We start from the raw sequence: 18,249 nt of genomic DNA, 5'->3' as shown, positions 1-18,249 counted from the left end.
TGTTTGATGCAAATGAAACGCATTATTAAGGCGGAATTTTATACAGAGGAAAATATATTGTGTCAATGTGGGACAATTACGCAGGGTGATAAAAGGCGATGCCGGAAGGCACCGCCGGGACAGGGGTTAAGTGAGGCTCTCTTTATCAATTCCCAGCCGCTTCATGCGCGAGAGCAGGGTGGTGCGCTTCAGCCCGAGCCGTTGCGCCGCGCCTTTCGGCCCGGCCACCACGCCGTTGGTCTCCCTGAGCACGCGCAAAATGAGCTGATATTCATCCTCTCCCTCCTTCGCAACCTCGGTTGCGGCCACGGTCGTTTCCGCAAGAGAAACCTCCGGCAGGGACAGCTGAAGCACGTTCCCGCGCGTCAGCAGCACCGCGCGCTCGATGACGTTTTCCAGCTCGCGCACGTTGCCCGGCCACTCCATCGCCGAGAGGGTGCGTAGCGTTTCGGCAGGGATACTGTCGATATTCCGCCCCATCCGGCGGGCAATCTTCGCGGTAAAGGCTTTCACCAGCAGCGGAATATCTTCGGGGCGCTCGCGCAGCGGCGGCAGGCAGATCGGGAACACGTTCAGGCGATAGTAGAGATCGCTTCTGAACTCACGGTCTGCGACCATTTTTTTCAGATCGCGGTTGGTGGCGGCAATCAGGCGCACGTCGGTCTGGATCAGCTTGTTGCTGCCCAGACGCTCAAACTCCTGCTCCTGCAGGACGCGCAGCAGCTTGGGCTGGAGCTCCAGCGGCATATCGCCCACTTCGTCGAGGAACAAAGAGCTTTTATCCGCCAGCTCAAAACGGCCCAGCCGCTGGCTGCTGGCGCCGGTAAAGGCACCGCGCTCGTGGCCGAACAGGTCGCTTTCCAGTAAGCCAGCAGGCATCGCCGCGCAGTTCATCTTCACCATCCGGCGGCTGTTGCGGTTGCTCAGATTGTGGATCGCCCGGGCAATCAGCTCTTTCCCGGTGCCGGTTTCACCGAGGATCAGCACCGTGCTGTCGCTTTGCGCCACCATCTCCACCTGCTTGAGCACGCTGTACATGGCATCGCTGCGCCCGATGATTTCGCCAAACTCGCTGTCCACGTTGTTGAGCTGCTCGGTCAGCGCCAGGTTCTCGTCCACCAGCCGCTCCTTCAGGCGGTGGATCTCCTGATAGGCGAGGGCATTATCCAGGGCGATGGAGATACGCTCGGCAATCTGGCGCAGCAGCTTGAGGTTGGCGGTGGTAAATACCGCCTCGTCGCACTGCGCCAGTTTGAGCACGCCGAGCATGGTGTTGCCGGACATCAGCGGCAGCAGGCACAGGGTCTGGATCTTATTGCCCCAGGTGTTGAACAGCATGCGCTCGTACGGCGCCAGCGGATCCTGCTCGCTGAGATTCAGCAGCAGGATCTCTTTGCTTTTGAATACCCGCTCAGAAAGGGTGCCCGCTTCGTCCACCTCGCTCTGCTCGTGCGCCGGATTAGCCTCATCGAGGTAGTGGGTGGAGTAGATGTTGAGCTTGCCTTTACGGTTCCCGCGCAGCGCAATGCTGATGGCGTCGATCTTGAAGTAGTGGTGGATCTCTTTGGCGACCTCGCTGACCAGCTCATCCATATCGAGCCGCGACAGAACGGCATTGGTGATCGCCACCAGAATGCGGAAGTTATCGCGCTCGCGGCTCAGCAGGTCGTAATCCACGTTATTGGTAACGCGGCTTTGGATCTGCTCGGCGACGACGGCCACAATCTGGGTAAAGGTATGCAGGCGCTCGTACTCCGCCTCGCTCCAGGGCTGGTCGGTATTGCGGATAAACTCGCAGCCGCCAAAAATATGCCCCTCCACCGCCAGCGGCAGCATGCTGTAGTGGCCGAACGGGTGGTAAAGGTTGCTCTCTGCAAGCTTAGGCCAGGCCTGGCGGAACTGGTCAAAGTTGCAGTGCAGGGCTTCCGGGCGGGAGAGGATGCGGCGCACCGGGCCGTGCGCCAGGAACGTTTCATCTTCATACTCGAAGACCTTGCCGTTATCACGCGTTGAGAAATAGCTCGCGCGCTGGGTTGCGCTATGCCAGAGCACAATGGCGGCGCTGTCCGCCAGCGCGGATTGCCTGACCAGCCGCGTCAGGGCATCGCTCAGCGCGCCGAGATCGGGCTGTTGTAAAAGAGTGCGCGTGATGTCAAACAGGCCCTGCTGTCCAAGATCGCTCATCGGTGTATACGGCATTGTTGCTTTCCAATAGAAACTGGCAAAAAGAGACGTTCGGCGCTGACCGCTATTGATGCGGTCTAGCAAATACGGGGTAACGGTTCAGCGTGCGGCAGATCCAGCGTGCGCTTCACGCCGTAAAGCCCGGTCAGGCGCACCCCTTTGCGCTCAACCACTTCACCTATGATGGCGGCCTCTTTCCCTGAAGGATGCGCACGCAGCTTCTCCAGCACGGCTTCGGCAGCCTGGCGCTCCACGCCGATCAGCAGCTTGCCCTCGTTGGCAAAGTTCAGCGGGTCGAGCCCCAGCAGTTCGCACAGGCCGCGAACGGCAGGCCTGACGGGCAGGCTGCGCTCGTTAAGCTCAATACCACAGCCACTGCTGGCGGCAAACTCATGCACCACGGCATTCACGCCGCCGCGGGTGGCATCGCGCAGCGCTTTCACGCCGGGAACGGTACGCAGCGTCTGGATCAGCTGCGTGAGTACCGCGCAGTCGCTGCACAGCTCGCCGTCCAGCCCCAGGCCTTCGCGCAGGTTAAGGATCGTCGCGCCGTGACAGCCCAGCGTGCCGGTCACCAGCAGCACGTCGCCCGCGCTGAGCCGTTGCGCGCCCCAGTGAACGTCGGCGGGGATCGCCCCCATTCCGGCGGTGTTGATGAACAGCTTATCAGCCGCGCCGCGCTGCACTACCTTGGTATCCCCGGTGACGATGGCGATACCCGCCTCGCGGGCGGTGTGCGCCATGCTGTTCACCACCGCCGCGAGCGTCTCCATCGCCAGACCTTCTTCGAGGATAAACCCGCAGGAGAGGTAGCGGGGGATCGCCCCGCTGACGGCCACGTCGTTGGCCGTGCCGCAGACGGCGAGCTTGCCGATATCGCCGCCCGGGAAGAAGAGCGGATCAATCACGTAGCTGTCGGTGGAGAACGCCAGCCGGTCGCCCTGGGCGGTGAGCGTTGAGAGCGCGATGCGCGCCTGATCCTCCTGCTCGGCGAGCCAGGGGTTATTAAAGGCTTCCATGAACAGCCGGTTAATCAGCTGCTGCATCGCCTGTCCACCGCTTCCGTGCGCCATTTCCACCGTGTTCATGCTTCACACTCCTGGTTGCGATATTGATACCACGCGGCGCATGCCCCTTCGGAGGAGACCATCAGCGCGCCAAACGCGGTTTGCGGGTTACAGGCGTTGCCGAATAACGGGCAGTGATGAGGTTTGCACCTGCCGGTGAGCACGTCGCCGCAGCGGGCGCGGGGATCGTCACACACCTGCTGCGGCCGCGGGCGGAAGTGCGTTTCGGCATCAAAGGCGTGATACGCGGGCGTCAGGCGCACGCCGGAGTTGGCAATCAGCCCCAGCCCGCGCCACTCGCTGTCGCCCTCAACGCTAAACGCGTCGGCTATTGCCCGCTGCGCCCGTATATTTCCCGCATCGGGCACCACGCGGCGATACTGATTTTCTACCGCGCTCAGGGCTGCTATTTTCTGCTCAACCAGCATGGTCACGCCTTGCAGTAGATCAAGCGGTTCGAAACCAGCCACCACTAACGGACGATTGTACCGTTCGGCGATAAAACCGTAGGCTTCTGTGCCAATCACCATGCTGACGTGGCCCGGGGCCAGAAACGCGTCAATGCCGTTATCCGGCGCCTCCAGCAGGCTGCGCAGCGTGGGGATGAGGGTGATGTGCTGACAGAAAAAGAAAAAGTTAGCGACGCGGCGGGCCTTCGCCTGCTGAAGGGTGATGGCGGTGGCGGGCATGGTGGTTTCAAAACCCAGCCCGAAGAAGACGACCTTGCGGTCGGGGTTATTCATGGCAAGCGTCAGGGCATCCATCGGTGAGTAGACGATCCGCACGTCCGCGCCGCGCGCCTTCGCCTGGAGCAGCGAGCCATTTTTCCCCGGTACCCGCATGGCGTCGCCAAAGGTGCAAAAAATCACGCCTGGCCGGCTGGCGATGTCGATACAGCTGTCGATGCGGCCCATCGGCAGAACGCACACCGGGCAGCCGGGGCCGTGGATAAACTCGATATTCTCCGGCAGCAGCTGGTCGAGGCCAAATTTAAAGATGGCGTGCGTGTGTCCGCCGCACACCTCCATGATCCGCAGCGGCCTCTCCTGGGTGTAGTCCAGCAGCGCCGCGCGCGCTTTCAGGCGCTCGATTAGCTGTAGCACCTGCTCCGGCGAACGGTATTCATCAACGTAACGCATATGCTAGCGCTCCTCGCCGTACAGCAGGGCGCCCACGTCCGGCTCGACGTCGAACATATTCTGCAGGGCATCCAGCGTGTCGCGGGCTTCTGCTTCATTAATTACGCTCATGGCAAACCCCACGTGCACCAGCACCCACTGGCCGAGGCGCGAGGCCCCCGCTTCATCGTGGCTGCCCACCAGCGTCAGATCCACGTCGCGCAGGATGCCGCAGACCTCCACTTTGGCCTGATTCCCGTCAATGGAATGGATTTGTCCGGGTACGCCTATGCACATCGTTCACTCTCCAGCCAGTCCAGCCAGGCGTCCATCCCGTCGCCGCGCGTGGCGGAGACCAGCAGGATATGAATGTCCGGATTTACCTCCCGCGCGTAGGCCAGACAGGTATCCACGTCAAAATTCAGGTACGGCAGCAGGTCGACCTTGTTCAGCAGCATGACGGAGGCGGCGGCGAACATGTGCGGGTACTTCAGCGGCTTGTCCTCCCCTTCGGTAACGGAGAGTACCGCCACTTTGTGCCGTTCGCCGAGATCGAAGCTTGCCGGGCACACCAGGTTACCGACGTTTTCAATAAACAGGATGCCGCTATCCGCCAGCGGCAGGCGCGGGGCGGCGTCGGCAATCATCTGCGCGTCCAGATGGCAGCCTTTGCCGGTGTTAACCTGAATCGCCGGGGTGCCGGTTTCGCGGATGCGCGCCGCGTCATTAACGGTTTGCTGATCGCCTTCAATCACCGCGCAGGAGACACGTTCGTTCAGGCGCCTGAGGGTTTCGGTCAGCAGGGTCGTTTTACCGGAGCCGGGGCTGGAGACCAGGTTCAGCACCAGCTGTTTGCGCGCGGCAAAGCGCGCGCGGTTGCGGGCGGCGAGCCGGTTATTTTTGTCCAGCACGTCGATCTCTACCTCCAGCATCTGGCGCTGGCTCATGCCCGGTGCGTGAGTGCCCGCTTCGCCGCGGCCGTAGTGCAGGTCGCCCGCGGCGGAACGCTGCGGCGCAAAGGTAATACCGGTCAGGGGCGCCGCAGGGCGCGGGGCAGGGGAAAAGGGGGCGGAGCGAAACGCGGAGTGAGGACGATGTTCATCCCCTTCTATATACAGGTTGCCTTCGGCGCAACCGCAGGTACTACACATACATTACTCCTTCTCGATTTCGAGGCGTTGGATCTGCATCCCGTCATCCGCCACGATGCGTAGCCCGGCGCTCTGGCACTGCGGGCAGCGCTGCACCTTCGAAGACAGCAGCGTGACGTACTGTTGGCACTTCTCGCACCAGCACTCCGCCTGCTGCTCGTCGATATGCAGCTCGCAGCCTTCTGCCAGCGTGCCGCGGCACACCAGTTCAAAACAGAAGGTCAGGGCGCTGGTCTCAACGCAGGAAAACGCGCCGACCTTCAGCCAGACGCCGGTCACGCGCTTCGCGTGGTTCAGTACCGCCTGCTGTTCGATAAGTTCGAGTGCCCGCTGGCAGAGGGTGATTTCGTGCATGACGCCTCCTTAATGAATTGCCCGTTCAATGCAATAACGGTGCCAGCTTGATTTCCGTTACGGCGTGACGATGTCAACGCTGTCGAAATGACACGTCGACACGGCGGCAGTGACAGCGTCCTTGTAAATAAAACTTATATAAATCAATAAAATAAAAACTGGCACGGAATCTGCTTTACAGCCGCTATCTCCATTAACCGGATACCTTTTATGACTATTTGGGAAATTAGCGAAAAAGCGGATTACATCGCGCAACGTCATCAGCAGCTTCAGGAGCAGTGGCACCTGTACTGCAATTCACTGGTCCAGGGGATCACGCTGTCGAAGGCCCATCTGCACCACGCCATGAGCTGCGCGGCACAGGGAGACATGCGCTTCGTGTTATTCGGTCACTTTACGATTTACGTCACCCTGGCTGACATCTTCAACAGCCACACGATTGAGTACTACGTTGAGACGAAAGAGGGCGACAGGCACTGCATCGCCCGGGCGCAGCTGATGGCGGACGGCATGGTGGACGGTCACGTCAGCAACCGCGATCGCCAGCAGGTGCTGGAGCACTATCTGGAGAAGATCGCGCCGGTTTACAACGGCCTCTATCACGCCGTTGAGCATGATTTGCCGATCAACCTGAAACAGCTGATCGACGGAAAATCCGCGGCGAACGTGGCCTGAAAAGCGAGTGTCGAGAAGTGTCGATAAGACAGCTTTTTCGTCAAAAATGACCATCACCAGAGGATGACCCGGTGAACCGTTTTGTAATTGCTGACTCGACGGTCTGTATTGGCTGTCGAACCTGTGAGGCGGCGTGTTCGGAAACGCACCGCCAGCACGGGCTGCAGTCCATGCCGCGCCTGCGCGTCATGCGTAATGAGAAAGAGTCTGCCCCGCAGCTCTGTCACCACTGTGAAGATGCCCCGTGCGCGGGCGTCTGTCCGGTAAACGCCATCACCCGCGTCGATGGCGCGGTGCAGCTGAACGAAAGCCTGTGCGTAAGCTGCAAGCTGTGCGCCATCGCCTGCCCGTTCGGCGCCATTGAATTTTCCGGCAGCCGTCCGCTCCACATTCCGGCGAACGCCAATACCCCGAAAGCGCCGCCTGCGCCACCGGCTCCGGCACGGGTGAGCACGCTGCTCGACTGGGTCCCGGGCGTGCGGGCCGTTGCGGTGAAGTGCGACCTGTGCAGCTTCGATGAGCAGGGTCCGGCCTGCGTGCAGACCTGCCCGACGAAGGCGCTCATTCTGGTCAACATTCGCGATATTGCCCGCACCAGCAGGCGCAAGCGCGAGCTGACCATTAATACCGACGTCGGCGATCTGTCGCTGCTGCGGGCGCTTAACGAGGGGGCGAAATGAACGCGATATTCATGATTAACAGCGCCGTGGCGTACTTCACCGCTGCTGCGGTGCTGGCGTTACTGTTCTCTTTCCATAAAACCCTGAGCGGCTGGATCGCCGGTATCGGCGGGGCGGCGGGCAGCCTGATGACGCTGGCGGCGGGCGCGGTGGTGTTACTCGGCGGTCAGACCGCCGAAGCCGTGATTCCGCTCGTTCGCCATGCCGTTCAGCTTACGCCGCTGAACGCCGTCTGGCTGGTGACCTTTGGCCTGTGCGGGCTGTTTATCAGCCTGTTTAATATTGACTGGCACCGTCATCAGCACACCAGAGTGAACGGCCTGCTGGTAAACCTGCTGATGGCGGCGGCGGTCTGCACCGTTATCGCCAGCAACCTCGGCGCGCTGGTGGTGATGGCGGAGATCATGGCGCTGTGCGGCGTGTTCCTGACCGGATGCAGCGCCTCCGGCAAGCTGTGGTTTGCGCTCGGCCGCCTCGGCACGCTGCTGCTGGCCGTGGCCTGCTGGCTGGTGTGGCAGCGTTTCGGCACCCTGGATTTTGCCGCGCTTAACGGCCAGCCGCTGGGGAACGACGTCTGGCTGCTCGGCGTGGCGGGCTTCGGCCTGCTCGCCGGGATCATCCCCCTGCACGGCTGGGTGCCGCAGGCGCACGCCAGCGCCTCTGCGCCGGCCGCGGCGCTGTTCTCCACCGTGGTGATGAAGGTCGGCCTGTTCGGCATGCTGACCATCACGCTCACCGGCGGCCTGCCGCCGCTGTGGTGGGGCGTGGTGCTGCTGATTGCGGGCATGGTTACCGCGTTTGTCGGCGGGCTGTACGCGCTGATGGAGCACAACATTCAGCGCCTGCTGGCGTACCACACCCTGGAGAATATCGGCATCATCCTGCTGGGGCTGGGCGCGGGCGTCACCGGGCTGGCGCTCGGCCAGCCGGCGCTGATTGCCGCCGGATTTATTGGCGGTCTGTATCACCTCATCAACCACAGCCTGTTTAAAAGCACCCTGTTCCTCGGGGCGGGCAGCGTCTGGTTCCGCACCGGCCATCGCGATATCGAAAAGCTCGGCGGCATCGGCAAAAAAATGCCCGTCATTTCGCTTGCGATGCTGGTCGGGCTGATGTCGATGGCCGCGCTGCCGCCGCTGAACGGCTTTGCCGGGGAGTGGGTGATTTACCAGTCGTTCTTCGCGCTTGGCCAGAGCGACGCGTTTATCGGCCGCCTGCTGGGGCCGCTGCTGGCGGTTGGCCTGGCGATTACCGGCGCGCTGGCGGTGATGTGCGTGGCGAAGGTCTACGGCGTCACCTTCCTCGGCGCGCCGCGCACCCGCGAAGCGGAAAACGCCTGCTGCGCGCCGGTGCTGATGGCCACCAGCGTGGTGGCGCTGGCGCTGTGCTGCATTGCGGGCGGGGTTGCCGCGCCGTGGCTGCTGCCGCTGCTGGGCCACGCCATTCCGCTGCCGCTGGCGACGGCGCATACCAGCGTCTCCCAGCCGATGATGGCGCTGCTGCTGGTTGCCGCACCGCTGCTGCCATTTGTCCTGATGCTGTTCTTCAAACGCGACCGTCTCGCCTCCCGCTCGCGCGGCGCGGCGTGGGCCTGCGGTTACGAACACGAGCAGTCGATGGTCATCACCGCTCACGGTTTCGCCATGCCGGTGAAGGAGAACTTTGCCGCCGTTCTGAAGCTGCGCCACTGGCTTAACCCGCAGGGCCGGGTGCCGGGCTGGCAGAATGCCGCCGTGCCCGTGCTGTTCCGCCGTCTGGCGCTGATCGAGCTGGCGGTGCTGGTGGTGATTGTGATTTCCCGAGGAGCCTGACATGAGTCTGTTACTGGCATTACTTCAGGCGCTGGTGCTGTTCGCCGCTGCGCCGCTGCTTTCCGGGGTGAGCCGCGTGGCGCGAGCCCGGATGCACAACCGTCGCGGGCCTGGCGTGCTCCAGGAGTACCGCGATCTCTTTAAGCTGCTCTCCCGCCAGAGCGTGGCGCCGGACGCCGCAGGCTGGGTCTTCCGCCTGACGCCGTTCGTGATGGTGGGCGTGATGCTGACCATCGCCACCGCGCTGCCGGTGGTCACGGTAGGCTCGCCGCTGCCGGCGCTCGGGGATCTGATTACGCTGATTTACCTCTTCGCCATCGCCCGCTTCTTCTTTGCGATTGCGGGCCTGGACACCGGGAGCCCGTTTACGGGCATCGGCGCCAGCCGCGAGGCAATGCTCGGCGTGCTGGTTGAGCCGATCCTGCTATTGGGGCTGTGGGTCGCCGCGCAGGTTGCTGGCTCAACCCACATCAGCTTTATCACCCATACCGTTTACCACTGGCCGGTGGACCGATCCGTTCCGCTGGTGCTGGCACTGTGCGCCTGCGCGTTCGCCACCTTTATCGAGATGGGCAAGCTGCCGTTCGATCTCGCGGAGGCGGAGCAGGAGCTACAGGAAGGGCCGCTCACCGAGTACAGCGGCTACGGCTTTGCGGTGCTCAAGTGGGGCATCAGCCTCAAGCAGCTGGTGGTATTGCAGATGTTCCTCGGCGTCTTTTTCCCGTGGGGGCAGATGACGCATTTCTCCGCAGGTGGCCTGATCCTGGCCGTGGTGGTTGCCGCACTCAAGCTGCTTATCGGCGTGCTGGTGATTGCCCTGTTTGAAAACAGCATGGCGCGCCTGCGCTTTGTCGCGACCTCGCGCATCACCTGGGCCGGTTTTGGTTTTGCATTTTTAGCGTTCGTCTCCTTGCTGGTGGCGTGATTAAAGAGAGTATTTATGTCTGAAGAAAAGAAAGGTCAGCAGTATCTCGCCGCGCTGCATCAGGCTTTCCCCGGCGTGGTGCTGGAGGAGTCCTGGCAGACCAAAGACCAGGTAACCGTCACCGTGAAGGTGAACTATCTGCCGGAAGTGGTGGAGTTTCTTTACTACCGGCAGGGCGGCTGGCTGTCGGTGCTGTTCGGCAATGACGAGCGCCAGCTGTGCGGCAGCTATGCGGTGTACTACGTGATGTCGATGGAGCAGGGCGAGAAGTGCTGGCTCACCGTGCGCGTCGAGGTCGACCCGAACAAGCCGGAATACCCGTCCGTAACGCCGCGCGTGCCTGCCGCCGTCTGGGGCGAGCGCGAAGTGCGCGACATGTACGGCCTGGTGCCGGTCGGCCTGCCGGACGAGCGCCGCCTGGTGCTGCCGGACGACTGGCCGGACGAGCTCTACCCGCTGCGCAAGGACAGCATGGACTATCGCCAGCGCCCGGCGCCGACCACCGACAGCGAAACCTACGAGTTCATCAACGAGCTGGGCAGCAAGAAGAACAACGTGGTGCCGATCGGCCCGCTGCACGTCACCTCTGACGAACCGGGCCACTTTCGCCTGTTCGTTGACGGCGAGAACATCATCGACGCCGACTACCGCCTGTTCTACGTCCATCGCGGCATGGAAAAGCTGGCGGAAACCCGCATGGGCTACAACGAGGTCACGTTCCTCTCTGACCGGGTGTGCGGCATCTGCGGCTTTGCCCACAGCACCGCCTACACCACCTCGGTGGAGAACGGCATGGGGATCGTGGTGCCGGAACGCGCGCAGATGATCCGCGCCATTCTGCTGGAGGTAGAGCGCCTGCACTCGCACCTGCTGAACCTCGGCCTGGCCTGCCACTTCGTTGGCTTTGACTCCGGGTTTATGCAGTTCTTCCGCGTGCGCGAAGCGTCAATGAAGATGGCGGAGATCCTCACCGGGGCGCGTAAAACCTACGGCCTGAACCTGATCGGCGGGATCCGCCGCGACCTGCTGAAGGATGACATGGTCCAGACCCGCCAGCTTGCCCAGCAGATGCGCCGCGACGTGCAGGAGCTGGTGGATATGCTGCTCAGCACGCCAAACATCGAGCAGCGCACCGTCGGCATCGGCCGTCTTGACCCGGAAATTGCCCGCGACTTCAGCAACGTTGGCCCGATGGTGCGCGCCAGCGGTCACGCCCGCGACACCCGTGCCGATCACCCGTTCGTCGGCTACGGCCTGCTGCCGATGGAAGTGCACAGCGAGCAGGGCTGCGACGTTATCTCCCGCCTGAAGGTGCGCATCAACGAGGTGTTCACCGCGCTTAACATGATCGACTTTGGCCTGGACAACCTGCCGGGCGGCCCGCTGATGGTGGAGGGCTTCACCTACATTCCTAACCGCTTTGCGTTGGGCTTTGCCGAAGCGCCGCGCGGGGACGACATCCACTGGAGCATGACCGGCGACAACCAGAAGCTCTACCGCTGGCGCTGCCGCGCGGCCACCTACGCCAACTGGCCAACCCTGCGCTACATGCTGCGCGGCAACACCGTCTCTGACGCGCCGCTGATTATCGGCAGCCTCGACCCGTGCTACTCCTGCACCGACCGCATGACCGTGGTGGACGTGCGCAAGAAGAAAAGCCAGGTGGTGCCGTACAAAGAGCTTGAGCGCTACAGCATTGAGCGTAAGAACTCGCCGCTGAAATAGTTGATGTTGTGCGGTCTGTAACCCCTCACCCCGGCCCTCTCCCCAGAGGGGCGAGGGGGCGAACGGTTCCCTCTCCCTTTCAGGGAGAGGGCTAGGGTGAGGGTGAGAAAACCGCACGAAAGCAGGAGTAAAAATGTTTACCTTTATCAAAAAAGCTATCAAAACCGGCACGCCCACCAGCCGCTTTCCGCTGGAGCCGATGCCGGTGGATAAAAACTTTCGCGGCAAGCCGGAGCACAACCCGCAGCAGTGCATCGGCTGCGCGGCCTGCGTCAACGCCTGCCCGTCGAATGCCTTAACGGTGGAAACGGATCTGAAAACCGGCGAGCTGGCCTGGCAGTTTAACCTCGGGCGCTGCATCTTCTGCGGCCGCTGCGAAGAGGTCTGCCCGACGGTCGCCATTCGTCTTTCTCAGGAGTACGAGCTGGCGGTGTGGAGGAAAGAGGACTTTTTACAGCAGTCGCGCTTTGACCTGTGCAGCTGCCGCGTCTGCAACCGCCCGTTCGCCGTTCAAAAGGAGATCGACTACGCCATTGCCCTGCTGCAGCACAACGGCGACGCCCGCGCGGAGCACCATCGTGAAAGCTTTGAAACCTGCCCGGAGTGCAAGCGGCAGAAATGCCTGCTGCCGTCTGACCGCATCGATTTAACCCGCCATATGAGAGAGGCCAGCTGATGGAAAACTTACTCGGCCCGCGCGACGATAACGGCATCCCGGTGCCGATGACGGTGGAGGAGTCCATCGCCAGCATGAAGGCGTCGCTGCTGAAAAAAATCAAACGCTCGGCCTACGTTTACCGCGTGGACTGCGGCGGCTGCAACGGCTGCGAGATCGAGATCTTCGCCACGCTGTCGCCGCTGTTTGACGCCGAACGCTTCGGCATCAAGGTGGTGCCGTCCCCGCGCCATGCGGACATCCTGCTGTTTACCGGCGCCGTTACCCGCGCTATGCGATCGCCCGCGCTGCGCGCCTGGCAGTCCGCGCCGGATCCGAAAATTTGCATCTCCTACGGAGCCTGCGGCAACAGCGGCGGTATCTTCCACGACCTCTACTGCGTCTGGGGCGGTACCGACAAAATCGTGCCGGTGGACGTCTACATTCCGGGCTGCCCGCCGACGCCTGCCGCCACGCTGTACGGCTTTGCGATGGCGCTTGGCCTGCTGGAGCAGAAAATCCACGCCCGCGAACCGGGTGAGCTCGACAACCAGCCTGCGATGCTCCTGCACCCGGACATGGTGCAGCCGCTGCGGGTCAAGGTCGACCGCACGGCGCGGAAGCTGGCGGGCTATCGCTATGGCCGCCAGATTGCCGACGATTATCTGCGCCTGCTGAGCCAGGGCGAGCATCAGGTGGCGCGCTGGCTGGAGGCGGAGAACGATCCGCGCCTCAATGAGATTGTGGCGAACCTGAACAGCGTAGTGGATGAGGCGCGTATCCGATGAGTGAAACGGTGGTGTTCAGCCAGCTGAGCCGTAAATTTATTGATGAGAACGACGCCACGCCGGTTGCGGCGCAGCAGGTGGTCTATTACAGCCTGGCGATTGGGCACCACCTCGGGGTGATCGACTGCCTTGAAACGGCGTTAAGCTGCCCGTGGCCCGAGTACCTGGCGTGGATCGCCACGCTGGAGGAGGGCAGTGCGGCGCGGCGTAAAATGGAGGGCGTGCCGAAATATGGCGAGATCGTTATCGACGCCAACCACATTACGATGCTCGCCAACGCTTTTGACGCGGCGCTGAGCGTGCAAACCCCGGCGCAGCAGGCGTGGAGCAAAACGCTGCTCGGCATGCTGCACGATATTCATCAGGAGAGCGCCATCTACCTGATGGTGAGGAGATTACGTGACTGACGTTTTACTGTGTGTCGGCAACAGCATGATGGGCGACGACGGCGCGGGCCCGCTGCTGGCGGAGATGTGCGCGGCCAGCCCGCAGGGGAGCTGGGTCGTGATCGACGGCGGCAGCGCGCCGGAAAACGACGTGGTTGCCATTCGCGAGCTTCGCCCGGACAGGCTGTTAATCGTCGACGCCACCGATATGGGGCTGAACCCGGGGGAAATCCGCCTGATCGATCCGGACGATATCGCGGAGATGTTCATGATGACCACCCACAACATGCCGCTTAACTATCTGGTGGATCAGATTAAAGAGGATGTTGGCGAGGTGCTGTTTTTGGGCATCCAGCCGGACATCGTCGGGTTTTATTACCCGATGACGCCGCCGGTGAAAGCGGCGGTGGAGGTGGTCTATTCACGGCTTGCGGGATGGGTTGGAAAGGGTGGGTTCCAGCCCCTCACCCTAACTCTCTCCCCATAGGGGAGAGGGGACAAAACACACCCTCTCCCCTGTGGGGAGAGGGCCGGGGTGAGGGGGAGCGCAGGCTACGCCAGATCCCCCCCGTTACTCGCAATCACCTTCTTGTACCACCAGAACGATTTCTTGCGCTTTCTGTCAAGCGTGCCGTTACCGGCGTCGTCGCGGTCAACGTAGACAAACCCGTAGCGCTTGCTCATCTCCCCGGTTGAGGCCGAGACCAGGTCAATGCAGCCCCAGGTGGTGTAACCCATCAGCGGCACGCCGTCCTCGATGGCGTCGCCCATCGCGCGGATGTGCTCGCGCAGGTAGCTGATGCGGTAGTCATCGTTAATTTCGCCGTTTTCATCAATGACGTCCTTTGCGCCGAGGCCGTTTTCCACCAGGAACAGCGGCTTCTGGTAGCGGTCGTACATCATGTTCATGGTGATGCGCAGGCCGAGCGGGTCAATGCCCCAGCCCCACTCGCTCACCTGAATGTGCGGGTTGCGTAAAGACTTCACGATGTTCGCCGCGCTGGTGTTGCCCGCGTTCATGTCCGCCGACGCGCAGCGCGAGGCGTAATAGCTGAACGAGACAAAGTCGACGGTGTTTTTCAGCAGTTCGTCGTCGCCAGGGGCTTTTACAATCACTACCCCTTTTTCGCGGAACACGCGTGCGGAATAAGCCGGATAGCTGCCGCGCGCCTGCACGTCGATAAAGAACAGGTTCTCGCGGTCCTTCTCCAGCGCCATCCACACGTCTTCCGGCTTGCAGGAGTAGGGGTAAAAATTCCCGCCCGCCAGCATGCAGCCGACCTGGTTTTCCGGGTTCACCTCGTGGGCGATTTTGGTCGCCAGCGCGCTCGCCACCAGCTCGTGGTGCGCGGCCTGGTATTTCACCTGGTCCTCGTTTTCAGCGTCCTCAAACACCAGCCCCGCGCCGGAGAACGGGCTGTGCAGCATGATGTTGATTTCGTTAAAGGTCAGCCAGTATTTCACCAGCCCGTTAAATTCTTCAAAGCAGGTGCGGGCGTAGCGGGCGAAGAAATCCACCATCTTACGGTTGCGCCACGAGCCGTATTCCGTCACCAGGTGCATCGGCACGTCGAAGTGGCAGAGCGTGACCAGCGGCTCGATGTTGTACTTTTTGCACTCCTCGAACACCGCGCGGTAGAAGGCGATGCCCTCTTTATTCGGCAGCGGCTCGTCCCCGTTCGGATAGAGGCGGCTCCAGGCAATCGAGGTGCGGAACACCGTAAAGCCCATCTCCGCCATCAGGGCGATGTCTTCCTTGTAGCGATGGTAAAAATCAATCGCCTCGTGGCTCGGGTAAAATTCGTCGTCACGCAACGAAAACCGTTTTTCCTTGCCGACCTTTACCGCCAGACGGTGTGCGCCGTGGGGGATCATATCGACCGTTGTCAGCCCTTTACCGCCTTCACGGTAAGCTCCTTCACTCTGGTTGGCGGCAAGCGCGCCGCCCCATAAAAATCCTTGTGGAAAAACAGACATTCTTACCTCGCTTTCAATTTATGCTTCTGCTGCTTTGTTCTGAACCGGTGCGGTTTGCAGGGCGCGCGCTTTTTCGGCTTCGTCTTCTACCGGAATATCCTCAAACCCTAAGAGCAGGGTCAGAACAAACGACAGCACTACCGCCAGCCCCATCACGCCGAACACCCAGACGATGGTCATCGGGTTAGCCGGGTCGAAGAACTGCACGCTGGTGAACAGCCCCGGTGCCGCCATCGAGTGGCTGGCAAGACCGGCCATGCCGGCCACCGCGCCGCAGATAAAGCCGCTAATCAGGCTCGCAATCAGCGGACGCTTCAGGCGTACCGCCACGCCGTAGAGGGCCGGTTCAGAGATCCCCGCCATGATGGCGGAGGCCGCCGCCGCCAGCGCCGTCTGGCGCAGCTCCGGGTTTTTGGTTTTCCACGCCACCGCCAGCGACGAGCCGCCGAGGGACAGGTTAGCGCCGATTTCCGACGGCATCACCATCCCTTCTTTACCCGTTTCGGCAATGGTCTGGATGATGGTTGGGGTAAAGACGCGGTGCATCCCGGTCATCACCAGCAGCGGCCAGAGCGCGCCCATAATGGCAACGGAGAGCCAGCCCAGATAGCCGTGAATGGTATAGACCAGCGCGGAGATGGCGCTGCCGATCCAGATCCCCAGCGGGCCAATCAGCACGATGGCGAGCGGGGCGGCAATCAGCACGATCAGCATCGGCTTCAGGAAGTTTTTGGTTACCGCCGGGGTAATACGATCCACCCAGCGCTCGATATACGACAGGCACCAGGTCATGACCAGCGCCGGGATCACCGTGTAGGTGTACTTCACCGCCGTCACCGGAATCAGCGCGAACTCAACGTGCTCGCCCTGCGCGGCCTTCGCCATCAGCTCGATAAAGCTCGGGTGAACCAGCACGCCCGCGATGGCAATGGCCAGCGACATGTTGGTTTTGAACTTCACCGCCGCGGACGCCGCCACCATCAGCGGCAGGAAGAAGAACGCGCCGTCGCCGATAACGGTCAGGATCGTCAGCGTCGGGTCGCCTTTGCCCAGCACGCCGGTCATCTCGAGGATCATCGCCAGCAGCTTGACCATCGACCCGCCGATGATCGCCGGGATCAGCGGGGACATGGTGCCGATCAGCGCATCGAGGATCCCGGCGCCAATCCGCCGCAGGGTCAGCTTCTGTGGACCTTCCGGTACGGCTGGCTGCAGGTTAGCCGGCAGCAGGTTGACCACTTCGCGGTACGCCTGGGAGACGGTGTTGCCAATAATCACCTGGCACTGGTTGTCGTTGCGCACCACGCCGAGCACGCCGCTGATGCTTTTCAGGCGCGGGGCGTCGGTGAGGCTTTCGTCCTTCAGAACGAAGCGCAGGCGCGTCATGCAGTGGGTGACGGCGACGATGTTGTCTTTGCCGCCAAGCGCGCTAACCACCTCGTTCGCCAGCGCAGCGTAATTTTTTGCCATCGGATGTGATCCTGTTATCGTTGTGAGAAATGTAGGAAACCGGTTTCACATAATCATCATTAGTTTCTATGAATGAAACAAGATCGCTTTTTGTACATTTTTTTGTTTCGTGATGCAGATCGCAATGGGGAGTCGGAAGCGTGACAACGCCGCTGCGACAATTTTTCCGCGGTGCAGTACACTGCGGCTCATCAGTTTTACATGGAATAACAATATGACCACGATGCTGGAAGTGGCGAAGCGGGCAGGCGTTTCGAAAGCGACGGTCTCCCGGGTGTTGTCGGGTAACGGCTACGTTAGCCAGGAGACCAAAGACCGGGTATTTCAGGCAATCGAAGAGAGCGGCTATCGCCCTAATTTGCTGGCGCGAAACCTGGCGACCAAACGTACCCGGACCCTGGGGCTGGTGGTGACGAACACCCTTTATCACGGCGTTTACTTTAGCGAGCTGCTGTTCCACGCCGCGCGCATGACGGAGGAAAAGGGCCGCCAGCTGATACTGGCCGATGGCAAACACAGCGCCGAAGAGGAGCGCGAGGCGATCCAGTATCTGCTGGATATGCGCTGTGATGCGGTGATTATCTACCCGCGTTTTCTGAGCGTGGATGAGCTGGACGAAATCGTCGACAAATGCGAGCAGCCGATCGTGGTGCTCAACCGCCGTTTACGTAAAAACAGCAGCCACAGCGTCTGGTCCGATCATAAAGCCTCCTGTCAGGAAGCGGTATCGAAGCTGATTGCGCAAGGGCACCGGGAGATTGCGTTTATCACCGGTTCACTGGATTCCCCCACCGGGGTTGAGCGTCTTTCCGGCTATAAGGATGCGCTGGCGCAGCACGGCATTGCCCTGCGTGACGAGCTGATCGCCGAAGGAAAGTGGAATCCGGCCAGCGGCGCGGCGGCGGTCACGGCGTTGCTTACCCGCGGCGAACCGTTTACCGCGCTGGTGGCGAGCAACGACGATATGGCGATTGGCGCCATCAGCCAGCTGCACAAGAGCGGCGTCGCCACGCCGGGCGCGGTGTCCGTCATCGGCTTTGACGACGTGGCCATCGCGCCCTATATCGTGCCGTCCCTCTCCAGCGTGCGTATTCCGGTGACGGAGATGATTCAGGAGACCATCAGCCGCCTGATTTTCATGCTCGACGGCGGTGAGTTTAAATACCAGCAAACCTTCTCCGGCGAGCTTATCCTGCGCGACTCCGTTATTGCCGGCCCGCACCGCTGACGTCGACATCTGTCATCGTCACTAATGACGATGACAGCACGCCTTGCTTTTCTTC

General features: G+C 61.6%; 18 protein-coding genes. 10 read left to right on the top strand and 8 right to left on the bottom strand.

All coding sequences use genetic code 11. The features are described from left to right. Nucleotides 1–126 precede the first annotated feature (126 nt). The 6 genes from flhA to hypA form a co-directional block, all read right to left on the bottom strand. The gene (gene flhA / locus OWK27_RS14060) at nucleotides 127–2,199 is read right to left on the bottom strand and encodes a formate hydrogenlyase transcriptional activator FlhA (protein WP_176609624.1); all 2,073 of its coding nucleotides are present in this window, start codon (nucleotides 2,197–2,199) and stop codon (nucleotides 127–129) included. Nucleotides 2,200–2,261: 62 nt separating this feature from the next. Continuing rightward, on the bottom strand, nucleotides 2,262–3,272 hold the full coding sequence (gene hypE / locus OWK27_RS14055) for a hydrogenase expression/formation protein HypE (RefSeq protein ID WP_242171156.1): 1,011 nt from the start codon (nucleotides 3,270–3,272) through the stop codon (nucleotides 2,262–2,264). Further along, nucleotides 3,269–4,390: a hydrogenase formation protein HypD gene (gene hypD / locus OWK27_RS14050; RefSeq protein ID WP_267590618.1), complete on the bottom strand. Its 1,122-nt coding sequence runs from the start codon at nucleotides 4,388–4,390 to the stop codon at nucleotides 3,269–3,271. The genes hypE and hypD overlap by 4 nt, the downstream gene beginning before the upstream one ends. A 3-nt stretch (nucleotides 4,391–4,393) precedes the next feature. Next, nucleotides 4,394–4,666 carry a HypC/HybG/HupF family hydrogenase formation chaperone gene (locus tag OWK27_RS14045; protein WP_148421280.1) on the bottom strand — a complete coding sequence of 91 codons (273 nt, stop codon included), beginning with the start codon at nucleotides 4,664–4,666 and terminating at the stop codon, nucleotides 4,394–4,396. Next, nucleotides 4,657–5,520 (bottom strand): hydrogenase nickel incorporation protein HypB, encoded by an 864-nt coding sequence (gene hypB / locus OWK27_RS14040; protein WP_267590617.1) that lies wholly within the window; start codon nucleotides 5,518–5,520, stop codon nucleotides 4,657–4,659. Before hypB ends, OWK27_RS14045 begins: the two co-directional genes overlap by 10 nt. A 3-nt stretch (nucleotides 5,521–5,523) precedes the next feature. Next, nucleotides 5,524–5,874, bottom strand: a complete 351-nt coding sequence (gene hypA, locus OWK27_RS14035; protein ID WP_148421284.1) for a hydrogenase maturation nickel metallochaperone HypA — start codon at nucleotides 5,872–5,874, stop codon at nucleotides 5,524–5,526. 210 nt (nucleotides 5,875–6,084) lie between these two features. Between hypA and hycA the strand changes: the two genes are divergently transcribed. The 9 genes from hycA (at nucleotide 6,085) to hycI (ending at nucleotide 14,006) form a co-directional block, all read left to right on the top strand. Then, entirely contained in the window at nucleotides 6,085–6,549 is a 465-nt protein-coding gene (gene hycA / locus OWK27_RS14030; RefSeq protein WP_148421286.1) for a formate hydrogenlyase regulator HycA, read from the top strand. 71 nt (nucleotides 6,550–6,620) lie between these two features. Beyond that, nucleotides 6,621–7,229, top strand: a complete 609-nt coding sequence (locus OWK27_RS14025; RefSeq protein WP_267590616.1) for a 4Fe-4S dicluster domain-containing protein — start codon at nucleotides 6,621–6,623, stop codon at nucleotides 7,227–7,229. After that, complete coding sequence (gene hycC, locus OWK27_RS14020; RefSeq protein ID WP_267590615.1) at nucleotides 7,226–9,040, top strand: formate hydrogenlyase subunit 3; 1,815 nt, start codon at nucleotides 7,226–7,228, stop codon at nucleotides 9,038–9,040. The genes OWK27_RS14025 and hycC overlap by 4 nt, the downstream gene beginning before the upstream one ends. Before the next feature lies 1 nt (nucleotide 9,041). Continuing rightward, entirely contained in the window at nucleotides 9,042–9,965 is a 924-nt protein-coding gene (locus tag OWK27_RS14015; protein WP_176609629.1) for a respiratory chain complex I subunit 1 family protein, read from the top strand. Nucleotides 9,966–9,980: 15 nt separating this feature from the next. Then, a complete protein-coding gene (hycE, locus tag OWK27_RS14010; RefSeq protein ID WP_176609630.1) occupies nucleotides 9,981–11,690 on the top strand; it encodes a formate hydrogenlyase subunit HycE in 1,710 nt (569 codons plus the stop codon). A gap of 133 nt (nucleotides 11,691–11,823) precedes the next feature. Continuing rightward, nucleotides 11,824–12,366 carry a formate hydrogenlyase complex iron-sulfur subunit gene (locus tag OWK27_RS14005; protein WP_267590614.1) on the top strand — a complete coding sequence of 181 codons (543 nt, stop codon included), beginning with the start codon at nucleotides 11,824–11,826 and terminating at the stop codon, nucleotides 12,364–12,366. After that, nucleotides 12,366–13,133 carry an NADH-quinone oxidoreductase subunit B family protein gene (locus tag OWK27_RS14000; RefSeq protein WP_148421297.1) on the top strand — a complete coding sequence of 256 codons (768 nt, stop codon included), beginning with the start codon at nucleotides 12,366–12,368 and terminating at the stop codon, nucleotides 13,131–13,133. The genes OWK27_RS14005 and OWK27_RS14000 overlap by 1 nt, the downstream gene beginning before the upstream one ends. Beyond that, the gene (locus tag OWK27_RS13995) at nucleotides 13,130–13,540 is read left to right on the top strand and encodes a formate hydrogenlyase maturation HycH family protein (RefSeq protein ID WP_267590613.1); all 411 of its coding nucleotides are present in this window, start codon (nucleotides 13,130–13,132) and stop codon (nucleotides 13,538–13,540) included. Before OWK27_RS14000 ends, OWK27_RS13995 begins: the two co-directional genes overlap by 4 nt. Beyond that, nucleotides 13,533–14,006 (top strand): hydrogenase maturation peptidase HycI, encoded by a 474-nt coding sequence (gene hycI / locus OWK27_RS13990; protein ID WP_252004290.1) that lies wholly within the window; start codon nucleotides 13,533–13,535, stop codon nucleotides 14,004–14,006. The genes OWK27_RS13995 and hycI overlap by 8 nt, the downstream gene beginning before the upstream one ends. A 65-nt stretch (nucleotides 14,007–14,071) precedes the next feature. On the opposite strand, the gene OWK27_RS13985 is transcribed toward hycI, so the two are convergent. Beyond that, a complete protein-coding gene (locus tag OWK27_RS13985; RefSeq protein WP_267590612.1) occupies nucleotides 14,072–15,496 on the bottom strand; it encodes a 6-phospho-beta-glucosidase in 1,425 nt (474 codons plus the stop codon). 18 nt (nucleotides 15,497–15,514) lie between these two features. After that, complete coding sequence (gene ascF, locus OWK27_RS13980; protein ID WP_193356067.1) at nucleotides 15,515–16,966, bottom strand: PTS cellobiose/arbutin/salicin transporter subunit IIBC; 1,452 nt, start codon at nucleotides 16,964–16,966, stop codon at nucleotides 15,515–15,517. Nucleotides 16,967–17,180: 214 nt separating this feature from the next. Between ascF and OWK27_RS13975 the strand changes: the two genes are divergently transcribed. Further along, nucleotides 17,181–18,194 carry a LacI family DNA-binding transcriptional regulator gene (locus OWK27_RS13975; protein ID WP_193356066.1) on the top strand — a complete coding sequence of 338 codons (1,014 nt, stop codon included), beginning with the start codon at nucleotides 17,181–17,183 and terminating at the stop codon, nucleotides 18,192–18,194. Nucleotides 18,195–18,249 lie beyond the last annotated feature (55 nt).

The sequence above is a fragment of the Enterobacter cloacae complex sp. 2022EL-00788 genome (assembly GCF_026627565.1).
Lineage (GTDB): Bacteria > Pseudomonadota > Gammaproteobacteria > Enterobacterales > Enterobacteriaceae > Enterobacter > Enterobacter pasteurii.
The sequence above is the reverse complement of the archived record's forward strand: the minus strand, read 5'-3'. Positions and strand labels throughout refer to the sequence as shown.